General features: G+C 61.3%; 10 protein-coding genes and 1 pseudogene. 3 read left to right on the top strand and 8 right to left on the bottom strand.

The window, feature by feature from the left end:
* Positions 1 to 62: 62 nt before the first annotated feature.
* Positions 63 to 1,283 carry an aspartate aminotransferase family protein gene (locus B348_RS0100180; RefSeq protein ID WP_017734156.1) on the bottom strand — a complete coding sequence of 407 codons (1,221 nt, stop codon included), beginning with the start codon at positions 1,281 to 1,283 and terminating at the stop codon, positions 63 to 65.
* Between the two features lie 246 nt (positions 1,284 to 1,529).
* Between B348_RS0100180 and B348_RS01000000129590 the strand changes: the two genes are divergently transcribed.
* Positions 1,530 to 7,397, top strand: coding sequence for a dermonecrotic toxin domain-containing protein (locus B348_RS01000000129590; RefSeq protein WP_017734155.1), 5,868 nt, complete (start codon positions 1,530 to 1,532; stop codon positions 7,395 to 7,397).
* Positions 7,398 to 7,400: 3 nt separating this feature from the next.
* Here B348_RS01000000129590 and argR read toward each other — a convergent pair whose 3' ends face one another.
* The 7 genes from argR to acs all read right to left on the bottom strand — a co-directional run bounded on the left by argR (position 7,401) and on the right by acs (position 15,445).
* Positions 7,401 to 8,381 carry a transcriptional regulator ArgR gene (argR, locus tag B348_RS0100170; RefSeq protein WP_017734154.1) on the bottom strand — a complete coding sequence of 327 codons (981 nt, stop codon included), beginning with the start codon at positions 8,379 to 8,381 and terminating at the stop codon, positions 7,401 to 7,403.
* Positions 8,382 to 8,628: 247 nt separating this feature from the next.
* Positions 8,629 to 9,393 carry an ABC transporter ATP-binding protein gene (locus tag B348_RS0100165; protein ID WP_003214336.1) on the bottom strand — a complete coding sequence of 255 codons (765 nt, stop codon included), beginning with the start codon at positions 9,391 to 9,393 and terminating at the stop codon, positions 8,629 to 8,631.
* 27 nt (positions 9,394 to 9,420) lie between these two features.
* On the bottom strand, positions 9,421 to 10,533 hold the full coding sequence (locus B348_RS0100160; RefSeq protein WP_017734153.1) for a succinylglutamate desuccinylase/aspartoacylase family protein: 1,113 nt from the start codon (positions 10,531 to 10,533) through the stop codon (positions 9,421 to 9,423).
* 1 nt (position 10,534) lies between these two features.
* The gene (locus B348_RS0100155; protein WP_017734152.1) at positions 10,535 to 11,233 is read right to left on the bottom strand and encodes an ABC transporter permease; all 699 of its coding nucleotides are present in this window, start codon (positions 11,231 to 11,233) and stop codon (positions 10,535 to 10,537) included.
* Entirely contained in the window at positions 11,230 to 11,919 is a 690-nt protein-coding gene (locus B348_RS0100150; protein WP_010208305.1) for an ABC transporter permease, read from the bottom strand. Before B348_RS0100150 ends, B348_RS0100155 begins: the two co-directional genes overlap by 4 nt.
* A gap of 91 nt (positions 11,920 to 12,010) precedes the next feature.
* Positions 12,011 to 12,796, bottom strand: a complete 786-nt coding sequence (locus B348_RS0100145) for an ABC transporter substrate-binding protein (protein ID WP_017734151.1) — start codon at positions 12,794 to 12,796, stop codon at positions 12,011 to 12,013.
* A gap of 693 nt (positions 12,797 to 13,489) precedes the next feature.
* On the bottom strand, positions 13,490 to 15,445 hold the full coding sequence (gene acs, locus B348_RS0100140; protein WP_017734150.1) for an acetate--CoA ligase: 1,956 nt from the start codon (positions 15,443 to 15,445) through the stop codon (positions 13,490 to 13,492).
* A gap of 397 nt (positions 15,446 to 15,842) precedes the next feature.
* Here acs and B348_RS0100135 point away from each other — a divergent pair, with 397 nt between their 5' ends.
* Complete coding sequence (locus B348_RS0100135; protein WP_026136438.1) at positions 15,843 to 16,112, top strand: DUF2790 domain-containing protein; 270 nt, start codon at positions 15,843 to 15,845, stop codon at positions 16,110 to 16,112.
* 567 nt (positions 16,113 to 16,679) lie between these two features.
* Positions 16,680 to 16,891: pseudogene (locus B348_RS01000000129585) on the top strand (ribonucleotide-diphosphate reductase subunit beta); the annotation flags it as partial.

The following is a 16,891-nucleotide window of genomic DNA, read 5'->3' as shown; positions in this document are numbered from 1 at the left end:
AGGTGACTGATCCACCGCTATCGCGGGCAAGCCCGCTCCCACACTTGATCCGGCCCGGTCAATCAGATTTGTGTAAGGGCTTTCACAGCACGCTCAAAACGATCCAGACCTTCAGTGATATCCGCGTCTTCCACCACCAGGCTCGGCGCAAAACGCACCACGTCCGGGCCGGCTTGCAGGATCATCAGGTTTTCTTTCTCGGCCGCGTTGAACACGTCCTTGGCCTTGCCTTTGAACGCGTCGCTCAGCACGCAACCGAGCAGCAGGCCCATGCCACGCACTTCGGTGAAGATGCCGTACTGCTTGCCGATCTGCTCCAGGCGGGCCTTGAACAGGTCGTGCTTGGCGTTCACGCCAGCCAGCACTTGCGGGGTGTTGATCACGTCGATCACCGCCTCGGCCACTGCGCACGCCAGCGGGTTGCCGCCGTAGGTGGTGCCGTGGGTGCCGACCACCAGGTGCTTGGCCAGCGCTTCGGTGGTGAGCATCGCCGCGATCGGGAAACCACCGCCCAGGCTCTTGGCGCTGGTGAGGATGTCTGGCGTCACGCCGTAATGCTGGTAGGCGAACAGCTTGCCGCTGCGGCCCATGCCGGTTTGTACTTCGTCGAACACCAACAGCGCGTCGTGGGCGTCGCACAGTTCGCGGGCGCCTTGCAGGTAAGCCAGCTCGGCCGGCAGTACGCCGCCTTCGCCCTGGATCGGCTCCAATACAACGGCACAGGTCTTGTCCGACACGGCGGCTTTCAGCGCAGCCAGGTCGTTATAAGGAACGTGGGTGATGCCGGTGATTTTCGGCCCGAAGCCATCGGAGTACTTGGACTGGCCGCCGACGTTGACGGTGAACAGGGTACGGCCGTGGAAGCTGTTCAGCGCGGCGATGATCTCGTACTTCTCAGTGCCGAAACGGTCGAATGCGACGCGACGGGCCAGCTTGAACGCGGCCTCGTTGGCTTCGGCGCCGGAGTTGCAGAAGAACACGCGCTCGGCAAAGGTGGCGTCGATCAGCTTGTGGGCCAGGCGCAGGGCCGGCTCATTGGTGAAGACGTTGGACACGTGCCACAGCTTGTTGGCCTGTTCGGTCAACGCACCGACCAGCGCCGGGTGGGCGTGGCCCAATACGTTGACCGCGATGCCGCCGGCAAAGTCGATCAGCTCGCGACCCGCCTGGTCCCACACGCGGGAACCTTCGCCACGCACAGGGATGAATGCGGCAGGTGCGTAGTTGGGAACCATGACCTGGTCGAAATCGGCACGTTGCACCGGGGCTTGCTCAACGGACATCGGAGTCTCCTGAAGAGGAACGCCTGCCTGGACATGGCGGGCGATGCAGGGATTGTAAGGACAGTTTTCAGCGCGGCCTTGCCGCCAAGCGACAACTTCTTATAGCGCCAACCCGCGATTTTGGCGGGTTTACGCCAATGCGACAAATACCGTCGCAATGGCGCAGTTTAAACTAACTATCTAGAGCGGGTCGGCTCAAACGCGCTGATCTACTGATGCGCTTTACAGCCCTTCAGAGATCCGCTCATGGCCACCCCCACCTCCGACCAACCCGATAGCCATTACCGGCCGCTGTATACCGGTATTCCCGCCTGGCTGGGCCAGGCGTCAACCACCAAGCGCCAAGCCCTGTCCCGCAGCAAACCGCAGCCGTTCCAGGCAAGCGCCACGCAACACGCCGAACTCAAGCGCCTCAACGGCGTGCACTGGAACGCCCAGAATGCCGTGGACGACGCCCTGCGACACGTGCAAGGCCCCCAGGCCTTTGCGCGCACGGTGCTTGAAGACGCACTGCTGACCCAATTCAGCCTGGACCTGGACAGCGCCGCCGTTTACCTGCGCCTGTATATCCCGCTGAACGTGCCCTGGCTGTCGATCCCCTCCGGCGCGGCGCGCACCTGGACCGTGTCGCTGCTGGACGCCGCCCTGCACAACTTCGAACACGACGAAACCCTGGCGACGGCGTTCGAGCCCGACTCGACCTTCATCACCCGCCCGTCCGCCAGCGGCCAATTCGAGCCCCTGCCGGCGGTGCGCGAAAAACTCTCGATAGCCGCGTTCACGCGCCTGTGCCGCGAACTGGATATCGGCGCGCGCTACCAAGAATACTTACGCGAGCAACTGGGTCTGCGCGAGCCGGTGACCGGTGCGGTTTTGCAGCACAAGGTAGTGGCCAGCCAGAAAGCCGCTTTGCGTGCCGCGCTGCACCTGGCACGGATCCGCGGTGAAATTCAGGACGACTTCGCGCAACAGGTCGAAGGGTTGCTAGAGGGACGCGCCAGCCTGAAGCTCGGCGACTTCGCACTGCAATGCCATGACCTGCAATTGATGGATGCACCACTCAGCGGCATCCTGCTGTTGGCGCCCGACCTGGAACGGAGCCGCTCGGTACAGCGCCTGGTGGCCTACGTGCCAGATGATCCCGTGCACCCGCTCAAGGAATACGCCTCGCCGCTGGCATTCAAGCAAGAACTGACCCGGCAACTGCGCGCGGAGGACTACCAGGCGTTTTTCAGCCGGTTTGTCAGCCACGAACACCGTGGCGCATTTTTCGCCAACCTGAGCCAACGCCTGGCGCGTATCACCTGGCACCCGCCCGAGCGTGGCAGCACCCTGGCACCCTGGCGCACGCAACCGACCGACGACCCCAAACTGCAATTTGTCGCCACGCCGGTCCCGGGCGATATCTGGACGCACCTCTACCAGCAAAAGCTCAACCGGATTCTCAACGATGCACGCACTCAGGCGGTCTCTACCGCCGAGGTTGACCGCAAGGCCCGCTGGGCGCGCTGGGATTCGTTCGTCAATGTAGCGTCTTCGGTTCTCAACGCGGCGCTGCTGATCGTCGCGCCGTTTATTCCAGGCCTGGGGGAGTTGATGCTCGGCTACATGGCCTATCAACTCCTCGATGAGGTCTTCGAAGGTATTGTCGATTGGACCGAAGGCCTGTCCCAGGAAGCCTTCGGGCACGTGATGAGCGTGCTGCAATCGTTGGTGCAACTCGGCGCATTTGCCGCCGGCAGCACCATCGGCGCCGCCGAACTGCGCAAGGTGTTGCCGCAGGCAGTGCTGGCGTTTATCGACCGCTTCAAGCCTGTCACCCTCGCCAATGGCGCCAAGCGTTACTGGAAACCGGACCTTGCCCCCTACCGGCACGACATGCCCCTGCCACCGCGCCTGGGCGTCGATTCCCTGGGCCTGCACCGGGTTCGCGGCGAACCGGTTCTACCTCTGGAGGGCCAGGTGTACACGGTGCGATCCGTGGCCGATGGCGAGCGCCATGTGATCACCCATCCGGCTCGCCCCGAAGCCTATACTCCGCGCCTGCAACACAACGGCGCCGGTGCCTGGCATACCGAATTGGACAACCCGCTGCAGTGGGACCGCCCAACCCTGTTGCGCCGCCTGGGCCATGAGGTCAGCGAGTTGAGCGCAGCCGATCGCGAGTTGGCGCTAGACATCAGCGGCGTCGATGACAACGCCCTGCGCAAGATGCATGTACGGGGCGAACCGGTGCCGCCGCTGCTGGACGACACCCTCAAACGCCTGCGCATCGACCGCAGCCTGCACACCCTGATCCAGCGCCTCAACAGCGACGATACGGCGGCCCATCGACAGATCGACCCCCAAGACCTGCTGCAACTGCTCACCACCTACGGCGACTGGCCCCGGACCCGACGCCTGCGCATACTCGACGCCGCGGGCAACACGGCCTGGGAGTTCGGCGATACCGACAGCCCCGTGGTGCAGATCCACGAAGCGCAACTGAATAACGGCGAGCTGCTCAAGACCCTGCTGCAAACCCTGAGCCCGGAAGAGATCCGCACCCAATTCGGCGAACGCGCGGCCGACCCGCAGTTGAGCCTGGACAACCGCGTCAAGCAACTGCGCAAAAAGCTCGCGCGCCTGGCCGAGGCCCATCGCGGCGAACTGTTCGACTCGCGCTACGCCCAACTGCAAGTGACGGCGGACGCCGCCGCGCAACAGCTGGGCAAGAGCGCCACGGGGCTGCCGGGCAACATCGTCGCACACCTGCTGGACCACGCCAGCGCCAACGAATGGGATGAACTTGACCACCAACGCACACCGCCGCGTCTGGCAGATCTGGCCCGCGGCGCCCTGGCCGAGTTGCGCATCAACCGCGCCTACGAAGGCCTGGCACTGGCGGCGACGCCCAACCTCGACAGCGAGCGGCTGGCGCTGAACTCGCTGAAGATCCAGCCAGGCTGGTCGCCCGACTTGCGCCTCGAGGCCAGGCACCTCACCGCACAGGGGCAACTGTGGCTGAGCGTCGGCCCTGACGACACGCCGCTGCTACGCAGCCTGGTGCGCACTGCCGACGGCCGCTATGTACCCCACGATGAACAAGGCCCGCTGTCCGGCGAAACCGACCTGTACACCGCCATTCTCAATGCCCTGCCCGACACCCAACGCGATGCCCTCGGCTTTGGCGTCAACCAGGGCCCCGCCCTGCACCAACGGCTGCGGCAACGCCCGCTGCCACGGGAGGAATTGCGCCAGGTGCTGGACACCCACGTGATCCACCCACCCACCCAGGAAACCTTGCGCCTGCTGGGAAGCGACGCCGGCTATCCGGTACAGGCCGCCCCCGCGCGCACCCTGGAACAACGCGCGCAGGCGCTGTACCCGGCGCTCAACACCCTCCAGATCAACGATTTGCTTACCCACCTGCACACCCAGCCTGGCGGCGCCGCCAATGGGCTGGCGGCATTGGCCGAGGAGTACCAGCAACTGGAGAACGACCTGGCGGCCTGGCGGCGTCAAGCACCCGCCCTGCACCCCGAAACCGGTGAGCGGCTGACGGCGGACGAACGGCGGGACGAGCGTCAGAACCGCCGCATGATCGCCAGAGAGTTGCGACGTTGCTGGCTCCGCGAAATAGACCTCGACGACTACTTTGACGACCCCAGCGTCGATGGCTACAGCCTGCGCCTGGATTACCCCACCCTCGGCGCACTACCGCAATTGAGTGCAAATTTCGACCACGTGTCGCTGCTGACGCTGAGCACCCATGCACACACCCCTGGCGTGCTTGCGTTTCTGGAGCGCTTCCAGCAACTGCGGCACCTGACAGTCAAAGGCGCCAACCTTGGTGGCGTGCCGGACTTCGTGTTCAACCTGCCGCGCTTGAACTCCCTGAGCCTGAGCAGTTGCAACATCCGCCTGAGCCCCATCAGCGTGGCACGGATTGCCGCGTTACGGCGTCTTCAGTCCCTGGTCCTGCATGACAACCCCCTGGGCCTGCCCCCCAGCGTCGCGGCCATACCCAACCTGATTCACCTCGATTTGTCGCATACCTTGATCGAGCACTTGCCAGATGGCTTGTTAAGTTGTCTGGAACTGCAAGTGGCGTTGTTCAACAACAACCGCATCCGCACGCTGCCGGCCGAGTTGTTTGAATTGCCCCCACGCAGGAGCGACAGTTTTTACTTCAGCCACAACCCGCTGTCGCAAGCGACGGTGGCGCAGATCAAGGCCTACTACCAGCGCCATGGCCTCACCTTCGGCGCCGACGCCTTCCACAGCGATTTACGCGATGCGCGCCGGTTGTACCCAAGCCTGACGATCGTGGAACTCAATCAACTGATCTACGACCTGCCCGGCACGCTTGAAGCCGGCCAGGTCGAGTTGGCGCGCAGGACTGCGGAGCTGACAACCTTGCAACAACAGCTCATGGAATGGGAGCAGGCCCCCGGTACCAGCCCGCAAGAGTTTGCACGGCGAATCGCGCTGCGCCTGTTGCTGGAACGCAGCTGGCGCCAAGAGATGGCGGCAGGCACCCGGCAACGCCACTCGCTGGTGATCCCCGCAAGCCTGGCTGGCGAACTGCCGTTGTTGAGCGCGTCGTTCAAGCACATCAACGGGCTGACGATTCAGGGCAAAAACGCGCCCATCGACGTCGATGGGTTTCTTGGCTGCTTCCCCGAGTTGCTGGGCCTGAGCCTCAATCACGTGGTACTCGGCGACATCCCCAGCGCCGTCTTCTCCCTGCCCAGGCTGACGCTACTGGACCTGGAGGGCTGCGCTCTGCGCCTTTCGACACGCAGTCGCACGAGCCTGGCGCGCCTGGCCCTGCTCAAACACCTGGACTTGAGCGACAACCCGCTTGGCGAACCCGTGGACTTCAGCCAACTGAGCCACCTGTCCACCCTGAACTTGAGGGCCACAGGGCTCGGTGCAATCCCCCCTGGCCTGCTGGCTCAGGTCCCCCGCGAGCACGTAAACCTCAGCCAGAACCACATCGCGCATTTGCCTGCCGAGCTGTTTGCACTGCCTGCTCATGTCGGACGTGGGTTCTACCTGTCGGCCAACCCGCTGTCGCGTGAAGCGCTGGAACAGGTCAAGCGCTACTGCCAGCGCACCGAGGAGTGTTTCAACATCCAGGCGCCCACCGAGCAGCGCGACTGGGCCCGGCGGCTCTACCCAAAAATGCACGAAGACGAGATAAACCGCCTGATCTTCGGGCTTCCCGGCGGGCTGGACAATACTGATAACGCGCTCAGTACCCTGGAAGCCGACTACCAGCAACTGGTCGCCGACCTGCAACGCTGGGCAGACGATATCCCCACGGAACACCCGTTGGTGGGCGGTCCACTGGAGGACTTTCTGCGCGTCGAAGAGGAACTCAGGCGTCGCCACGTCAAGCGCAGGTTCGAGGAAGCCTGGCGCCGGGAAAGCCCGATCGATGACGAAAGCCTGGATGAGCGAACCACCCACCGAGTGGTACTCAACACGCCCATCATCGGCGCACTGCCGACGCTGAGCACGCGCATGAATCATGTGACCGCGTTCGACCTGCGAGGCGCCTTCACCCTCACCGAAATCGACGGCACGCTCAAAGCCTTCCCGGCCCTGCAAACCCTGATCGTCAGCCATTGCACACTCGACGCGATACCGCCGGCGGTATTCTCGCTGCACAACCTGACCAGTCTTGATCTGTCCCACTGCGAGATACGACTGACCCCCGCCACAGCCCTCGCGGTAGGCGACCTCAGCACCCTTGAATACCTGGACTTGAGCAACAACCCGCTGGGTAACGCGCCGGACGTGAGCCGCCTGCACCAATTGAGCTCACTGCACCTGCCCAACACGCAGATCAATGCCCTGCCCGCCGGGGTGTTCCAACTGAGTGATTTGCAGACGCTGGACTTGAGCAATAACCAGCTGCACGACCTTCCTGACGATTTTCTGGCAATGCATCAGGTATTCGACGACGACAGTGATTTCAGGGGCAACCCCTGGTCACAGGAAAGCCTCAGGCGTATGCGCGAGCACTACCTGCACACCGGGGTTTTCTTCCAGATTCCGCAGGTCACCGTGAACGGCACCGGCGTCACGCTGGCGCCACTGCCGGAGGAAGCGCTGGAGGAATAACGCCTAGCCTCGCTCAGCCGGCACCGATGACAATTCGAACGGGCTGCTGCTGCGTCGCTGGTTGCGGTCTTCACGGGGGGTGGCGCCGAAGAAATTGCGGTAGGCGCTGGAGAAGTGCGGCCCCGAAGAGAAGCCGCACGACAGGCCGATCTGGATAATCGACTTGCTGGTTTGCATCAGCATCTGGCGCGCCTTGTTCAGGCGCAGTTCCAGGTAGTACTGGCTGGGGACGCGATTGAGATACTGCTTGAAGATGCGTTCGAGTTGTCGTCGCGACACACAGACGTGCTGGGCGATTTCGTCGGTGGTCAGCGGCTCTTCGATATTCGCTTCCATCAACAGAACGGCCTGGGTCAGCTTCGGATGGCTGGAGCCCAGGCGGTTTTGCAGGGGAATGCGCTGGCGCTCGCCGCCTTCGCGGATGCGTTCCACCACCAGCTCCTCGGAGACCGCACCGGCCAGCTCGGCGCCGTGGTCACGGGCCAGCACGGCCAGCAGCAGGTCGAGTACCGACATGCCACCGCAGGCGGTGAGGCGGTCGCGGTCCCAATCGAACAGATGGCTGGTGGCGATGACCTTGGGGAAGCGCTCGGCAAAATCGTCCTGCCAGCGCCAGTGCACGGCGGCGCGGTAGCCGTCCAGCAGGCCGAGCTGGGCCAGCGGGTAGACACCGGCCGACAAACCGCCGATCACACAGCCCGCCCGCACCAGTTGCTTGAGGGCAGCGCTGAGCTGGGAAGCGATGGCAGCCGGGGGCTCGTCCGCCAGCAGGAACAGTTTCTGGAAGCCTTCCAGCTTGCCGGCCCACGGCTCGCCCGGCAGTTGCCATGCGCCCTCGATGGACGGCTCGGCGAGCAGGAACGACAGCTCGTAGACCACATCCGGATGCACCCGCTGAGCAACGCGCAAGGCCTCCTCAGCCAGCGCAAGCGTGAGTGCTTTTGTGCTGGGCCAAATCAGGAAACCAATTTTATGGGCGGTCATGGAGTGCTATCCGAAGCCAGTAACGGTAATGAAGACAGGGGCTAATGCTAGCCCGTAAACCAACACAAATCTTAAAAGCTGATGAGTTTCCAAATGTGGGAGCTGGCTTGCCTGCGATAGCGGTGGGTCAGTTGGCACATTTGTTTCTGACACACCGCCATCGCAGGCAAGCCAGCTCCCACAGGGATCGAGGCCAGCTTTCAGGCTACAAAGCATGCACTAATTCAGTGCACAAAAGCAGCCCTGATTATTTCAAGCTACCGGACAAGAACTGCTGCAAACGCTCGGACTGCGGGTTCACCAGCACTTCACGCGGGTTGCCGCGCTCTTCGACGATGCCTTTGTGCAAGAACACCAACTGGTTCGACACTTCGCGGGCAAAGCCCATTTCGTGGGTCACCACCACCATGGTGCGGCCTTCCTGGGCCAGGTCCTGCATCACCTTGAGCACTTCGCCGACCAGTTCGGGGTCGAGGGCCGAGGTGGGTTCGTCAAACAGCATCACTTCCGGTTCCATCGCCAGGGCACGGGCAATCGCCACGCGCTGCTGCTCGCCACCGGACATATGCCCGGGGAACGCATCCTTGCGATGACCCACGCCGACTTTGGCCAGGTAGTGCTCGGCCTTTTCACGGGCGTCTTTTTTCGACATGCCCAGCACGTGCACCGGCGCTTCCATCACGTTTTCCAACGCGGTCATATGCGACCACAGGTTGAAATGCTGGAACACCATGGACAGGCGCGAACGCATGCGTTGCAGCTGTTTAGGGTCGGCGGCCTTCATGGCGCCGTCCTTGTTGGCCACCAGTTTCAGCTCTTCGTTGTTCAGCAGGATCTTGCCGGCGTGGGGTTGCTCCAGCAGGTTGATGCAGCGCAAAAAGGTACTTTTGCCCGAACCGCTGGAGCCGATGATGCTGATCACATCACCGGCTGCGGCGGCCAGGGACACGCCTTTGAGCACTTCATGACTGCCATAGCGTTTATGCAGGTCTTGGACTTCAAGTTTGTACATGCGGTCGGTTCTCACAAAAACAGTGGGTCAGTCATTCAGCAAATTGCCATGGCGCAGGACTTCACGCCCCGCCACCTTGGCCAGCCAAAAACCTGCTTGGGCATAGCGCAGCCGTTCGACGGCAAACAACACCCCGGCCGTGCTGGCGCAGACAATGCTGACCTGATCGGACAAGGGATCAATCACTTCAAAAATCGGTTCGCCCGCTTCAACCCAACAGCCCGGCGAGCGCAGGAAACTGATAACACCGGCATGGGGCGCATACAGCATTTCCGTGCCCTCGAATGGCATGCCCTCGCACGGCTCGTGCTGCGGCGCGGGCCAATCGCCCTTGATCAAGCCTTGTTCGGCGAGAAAGGCCAGGATGCCTTCGGCGTGGAAGATCGCGGCATCCCGCCCCGTGTCAGATTGCCCGCCCAATTCCAGGGTAGTGGCCATGCACGCCAACGGGATCTGTGCGTCCGGGAACAAGCCGGACAAACGCAACCAAGGCGTCGAGCACGCTTCATCAAACGAACTGCCGCCGGAGTCCTCCGCCAGCAGGCCGACTTTCACATTCAAATGCGCCGCGAGTGAGCGCCACTGCGGCCAGTGCTGCGGCAGCGCGTACATATGCAGCGCGGCTTCGCAGTCACAATGCAGGTCGAGCACCACATCGGCAGTGCAGGCATGGCTCAGCAAGAGGCGCTGCATGCCTTGCAGTTGGCTGCTTGGCGCAGGCAACGCGTGCAGTGCATCCTGCATCGCCTGACGGATCAATCGCACATTGGCGCGGGGATCATCGCCGAGCTTGCCGTCGAGCAGCGCCGCAACCGGTTCGCTCAACTCCGCAAAATCGCGGTTGAAATTCTTGCCGCTACCCACCTCGAAACGCCCCTGATGGCTGCCTTGCAGCAACTGGCCAAGGCCCATCGGGTTGGCCACTGGCACCAGCTCGATCACGCCGTTGAGGGCGCCTTGCTGTTCCAGTTCGGTGAGGCGTTTTTTCAGCTCCCAGGCGGCACGCATGCCGGGCAATTCATCGGCGTGCAGGCTGGCCTGGATATAGGCCTTGCGCTCGCCCTTGCCGAAGCGGAACACGCTCAGCTGGCGCTCGCAGCCCAGGTGGCCCCAGGGCAACAGATGATCGATACGTTCCATCTCAATGCTTCCGTGGAGCCAGGTAGCTCAGCCAGCGGCGCTCGGCCAACTTGAACAGGCGCACCAGGATAAAGGTCAGGCACAGGTAGAACACGCCGGCGGTGATGTAGGCTTCGAACGGCAGGTAGAACTGGGCGTTCACCGTGCGTGCGGCACCGGTGATGTCGATCAGGGTGACGATGGAGGCCAGGCTGGTGGTCTGCAACATCATGATCACTTCGTTGCTGTACTGCGGCAGCGCGCGGCGAAGGGCCGACGGCAGCAGGATGCGGCGGTACAGCTTGTAGCGCGACATGCCCATGGCCTTGGCCGCTTCGATTTCGCCATTGGGCGTGGCCTTGAGGCTGCCGGCGATGATTTCGGCGGTGTAGGCGCTGGTGTTGATCGCAAACGCCAGGCACGCGCAGAAGGTGGCACTGGACAGCAGCGGCCACAGGAAGCTTTCGCGTACCGCTTCGAACTGGGCCAGGCCGTAGTAGATCAGGAACAGCTGCACCAGCATCGGCGTACCGCGGATCACGTAGGTAAACAGCCAGGCTGCGCCGTTGACCACCGGCTGCTTGGACACCCGCATCAAGCCCAGGGGCAAGGCGGCGAGCAGGCCGAAGAACAGCGAGATGGCGAGCAGTTTCAGGGTGGTCAGCAGGCCGCCAAGGTACAGCGGCATGGCCTCCCAGATGACGTTGTAGTCGAAGATCATAGATCAGCCGCCCTTACGCCTACCGAGTAGCGCTTCTCAAGGTGACGCAAGGCCAGCAACGACACACTGGTGATCACCAGGTACATCGCCGCCACTGCGAGGAAGAAGGTAAAAGGCTCGCGGGTGGCGTCTGCCGCCTGCTTGGCCTTGAACATCATGTCTTGCAAACCCACCACCGAGATCAGCGCGGTGGCCTTGGTCAGTACCAGCCAGTTGTTGGTGAAACCAGGGATCGCCAGGCGGATCATCTGCGGCACCATCACCCGGAAAAACACCTGGAAACTGCTCATGCCATACGCAAGGCCGGCCTCGGCCTGGCCCTTGGGAATGGCCATGAAGGCGCCACGGAAGGTTTCCGAGAGGTAGGCGCCAAAGATGAAACCCAGGGTGCCGATACCGGCGGCCAAGGGGTTCAAGTCAATATAGTCGTCGTAGCCCAGCATCGGCGCGACGCGGTTGAGCAGGTCCTGGCCGCCGTAGAAAATCAGCAGGATCAGCACCAGGTCAGGGATCCCGCGGATCACCGTGGAGTACAAGTCACCCAGCCAGGCCAACCAGCGCACCGGCGACAGGCGTAACGCGACCCCGATCAGACCCAGAACAATGGCCAAGGCCATGGACGACAAGGCGAGCTGAAGCGTCAACCATGCGCCATCGAGGATGACGGCCCCGTAGCCTTTCAACATGATTCAGGTCCTCGAAAAGGGGGATGAAAAAATGGCGCAAACCGCAGGAATTCTGTTGCTTGCGCCATTTCGGACAGACAGCTAGGACGATTTACTGGGCGTCAGGCCCGTAAATGTCGAAGTTGAAGTACTTTTTCTCGATTTCTTTGTATTTGCCATTGGCACGGATCGCGGCGATGGCAGCGTTGATGCGGTCCAGGTTTTCCTTGTCGCCTTTGCGTACCGCGATGCCAATGCCTTCGCCGAAGTATTTGACGTCGGTGAAGGACGGGCCCACGAATGCATAGCCTTTACCGGCGTCAGTCTTCAGGAAACCGTCTTCCAGCAGGGTGGCGTCGGCCACGGTACCGTCAAGACGACCGGCAGCCACGTCCAGGTAGATTTCGTTCTGGGTGCTGTAAGGAACGATGGTGGCGCCTTTTGGAGCCAGCACTTCCTTGGCAAAACGATCGTGGATCGAACCGCGCTGCACGCCGATCTTCTTGTCTTTGAGCTCAACCAGGCTGTCGCTGACCGCAACGCCTTCCTTCATCACCAGGCGCGCCGGGCTCAGGTAGTAGCGGTTGGTGAAGTCCACGGACTTCTTGCGGTCGTCAGTAATGGACATGGACGACAGGATCGCGTCGATCTTGCGCACTTTGAGTGCCGGGATCAGGCCGTCGAATTCTTGCTCGACCCAGGTGCACTTGACCTTCATCTCTTCGCACAGGGCGTTGCCGATGTCGTAGTCAAAACCCACGATGCTGCCATCCGGCGCCTTCGAGGCAAACGGAGGGTAAGCCGCTTCGATACCAATTTTCAGAGGCTTGCCTTCAGCGAAAGCCTGCATGGACAGCACGGACAGCGCCAGGGCGCCCAACAGCACGAGTTTCTTCATCTTGGGACTCCATCGGTATGGGGCAAAACAGCAGTATGAGCCATGGCCCACGATGCGACATAAGGGAAACCGAATTGCGGTGCTGCGTCCTACACCGATTCAACACCGGAGACGACGAGCGAGTGATCGGCATTCTAACGACAGGCCGGAAGCCGATATTTCCTCAATGCGACAACAATTTACAGAAGCACTGAGAAAGCGGTTTCAGCACATTGACAACCCCTGGATTTTATGCAGAGGCAAAAGACATTAAACCTATAGACGCTGCAAATTGCGGGCCTATTATTCGCAAACCCTTCTAGCACGGCAAGTCTGGCGTTTAATCTTATTTGCGGGGGTGTCTAAAACGCGGCTTTTCGGGGCACAGGTGTAGCACATTGCCTCATGTTTGGGCGTTGGGTTACACATTTAGGGTGGGCGGTAACATTCAGAAATGTCCTACGAGAGAAACCGATATTTATTGGGTTGGGGTTATAGGGATCTGTCAGAGCACCGTCAGCATTGATGGGCAATGCATCCCCATGTGGGAGCTGGCTTGCCTGCGATGGCGGTCATTCAGCTGGCAGATGTGTAGCTGACCCACCGCTATCGCAGGCAAGCCAGCTCCCACAGTTGATCTCCATTGGTGTTGAGATCCCACAAAAAAGCCCCACCCGGCTTACACCGGATGGGGCTATTTTTGACTATCGCGCCTTAAGCGACGTTCATGGTCTTGTGCGTTTCAATCAGATGCGCCACCACGCCCGGGTCCGCCAGGGTGGAAATATCTCCCAGCCCGTCATATTCAGCCGTGGCAATCTTGCGCAGGATCCGCCGCATGATTTTCCCCGACCGCGTCTTCGGCAAGCCCGGCGCCCACTGGATCACGTCCGGCGAAGCAATCGGCCCGATCTCCTTGCGCACCCAGTTTTTCAACTCCAGGCGCAGCGCTTCGTTCGGCTCTTCACCATTCTTGAGGGTGACATACACATAGATGCCCTGGCCCTTGATGTCATGCGGCACACCGACCACCGCCGCTTCGGCGACTTTCGGGTGAGCCACCATGGCACTTTCGATCTCGGCGGTGCCCATGCGGTGGCCGGACACGTTCAACACGTCATCCACACGCCCGGTGATCCACCAGTAGCCGTCTTCGTCGCGACGGGCGCCGTCACCCGTGAAGTACATGCCACGGAAGGTCTTGAAGTAGGTATCGACAAACCGGTCATGGTCGCCGTACAGGGTGCGCGCCTGGCCCGGCCACGAGTCGAGAATCACCAGGTTGCCTTCGGCGGCGCCTTCGATGATGTTGCCCAGGTTGTCCACCAGTGCTGGCACCACGCCAAAGAACGGCCGCGCCGCCGAACCCGGCTTGAGCGCATGGGCGCCCGGTAGCGGGCTCATCAGGGTGGCGCCGGTCTCGGTCTGCCACCAGGTGTCAACGATCGGGCAACGGGATTGGCCGACGTTCTTGTAGTACCAGTCCCACGCTTCCGGGTTGATCGGCTCACCCACCGAACCCAGCAGGCGCAAGCTGCTGCCGTCCACGCCTTCGCAGGCGGCGGTGCCGGAAGCCATCATTGCGCGGATCGCGGTCGGTGCGGTGTAGAGGATATTGACCTTGTGCTTGTCGACGATCTTGCCTACGCGGGTGATGTCCGGGTAGTTCGGCACGCCTTCGAACAGCAGCGTGGTCGCGCCATTGGCCAGCGGGCCGTAGACGATATAGGTGTGGCCGGTGACCCAGCCGACGTCGGCGGTGCACCAGTAGATCTCGCCCGGGCGGTAGTCGAATACGCGCTCGTGGGTCAGGGCCGCGTAAAGCAGGTAGCCGCCGGTGGTGTGCTGCACGCCCTTCGGCTTGCCGGTGGAGCCGGAGGTATACAGGATGAACAGGGCTTCTTCGGCGCCCATCTCTTTAGGCGCGCAAACGGTGCCGGCCACTTTCATCAGGTCTTCGTACCAGATGTCGCGATGCTGGTTCCACTTGATCGCGCCATTGGTGCGCTTGCACACGATGACTTTCTGGATGCTGCTGGTTTCCGGGTTGGTCAGGGCGTCGTCGACGTTGGCCTTCAACGGAATCTTCTTACCGGCGCGGATGCCTTCGTCAGCGGTGATCACTACCTTCGACTTACAGTCGATGATGCGACCGGCCAGGGCTTCCGGCGAGAAACCGCCAAATACCACGGAGTGAATCGCACCGATGCGGGTACACGCCAACATGGCGACCACGGCTTCGGGGATCATCGGCATATAGATAGTCACCACGTCGCCGCGATGCACATCCTGGCCGCGCAAGGCGTTGGCGAACTTGCAGACTTCTTCATGCAGCTCGCGGTAGGTGATGGTGCGGCTTTCGGAAGGGTCATCGCCTTCCCAGATGATGGCTGCCTGGTCGCCACGTTCGGCGAGGTGACGGTCCAGGCAGTTGTAGGAAACGTTCAGGGTGCCATCGGCAAACCACTTGATATCGACATGGTGATCGTCGAACGAGGTCTGCTTCACCGCGGTGAAAGGCTTGACCCAGTCAAGGCGCTTGGCTTGCTCACGCCAGAAGCCATCGGGGTTGACCACCGACTGCTGGTACATGGCCTTGTAGGTCGCCTCGTCGGTCAGCGTGTTGGCTGCTACTTCGGGGCGAACGGGGTACAGGGAAGCCGCACTCATCTTTCTTACCTCGGTGACAATAGTTGTTTTTGTATGCCCTGTTGTAGCCGGGGCTGCCCCATAGAACCATTCGACGATGGTAGTAACAAGCCCCTACATTTTGCCCTGCTATCTGCTTGGGCGGCTCTGGCCCGCGGCCCGTGGCGCTTTGCGCGCAGATGAAAAAAGCTTTACCACGGGATTGTTACAAAAACCGCCAACAGTGTTTATCAAAAGCACGGGTATATGAATATAACCCGCAGGCCTAGAATCACTTCCGCCAACACAGGCACTGTGATTAACACCGTAACAGCCCCCACGAAGGCAACGTTAATCCGAAACAACCAACCCTAAGTTACACACGCGGCCTCACAAAGGCCCCGTGACCCCTTTCGCCCTGAATAAGGTAAATAAAGAAATGAAAGCTCTAGTAGTTATGGCCCTCAGCAGCTTGTGCGCCACCGCCGCCCTGGCCGACGAAGCCCCGACTGACGTAGCTAGCCGCAACGCGCCGATTGTTGAAGACTACACTTACAGCACCCACCTGGACGTGGCGAAAGTATTGTCCATGAGCAGCATTCCCGAAGTCTGCGAAGTTGTACCGGTGAAAATGGAATATGAAGATTCGCAAGGTCAGCGTCATATTCTTAATTACCATGTAATGGGTAATGGTTGTTCTAACGGATAACAACTTAGTTAGTGCAAGTTAAACCTGACCCTACTCGCCGCAAGAAATCGTTCTTGCGGCAAAGAACCCGCCACAGAAACACCGCGCCCCCCCCTGTGGGAGCTGGCTTGCCTGCGATGGCAATTTCAGCCATGCACCCCCTATAAAGCCCTCCCCCGCCAGCCCTACAGAATCCCTCCCGCCGTCCGTCAAAAAAATCCAACCCCAGCAAAGCCTTATAAACCCGCACTCTGGCTCAAATAGCAGGCTTTTTGTCTGCGATCCGTGACCATCCGCCACAACACAAACCCATTTTTTTCCCTATAATGCGCGGGTAAATCGGGCCTGCAATATCCCTTTACACCGGGATGAAGAGCCAGACCTGAGGCCCCGCTGGAGCAAACACCTACCGCTCCGCCCCTCAAGCCTCAAGCAGAGCACCCGTAACGCAATTTCCGTTTAATGCCTGCGCGAGCTGTTGCAAGAAACGATTCCTTAAGATCCACCGCGGCCTCTGGGCCGTGTGAACACCCAACCATCCGGTTTCACACGGGCACCTTTGAGCCCTCACGCAGGAGACGACACGTCATGCTGAGCTGGGACGAATTCGACAAAGAAGAAGACGGCGAAGTAGCCACCAAAGGCGCCAACGCCGGCCACGCCACCGAAGCCAACATGGACCGCCTCGACGGTGCCGGCGCTGCTGCCGCCGTGGAAGCGCGCGCTGTCACCGCCAACGACTCCGCCGCGATCGTGCGCGCCAAGGCTGCCCTCGACAAACTCGACATCGCCGAAGGCCT

Source organism: Pseudomonas sp. CBZ-4 (assembly GCF_000346755.1).
In the GTDB taxonomy this organism is placed as follows: Bacteria; Pseudomonadota; Gammaproteobacteria; order Pseudomonadales; family Pseudomonadaceae; genus Aquipseudomonas.
The sequence above is the reverse complement of the archived record's forward strand: the minus strand, read 5'-3'. Positions and strand labels throughout refer to the sequence as shown.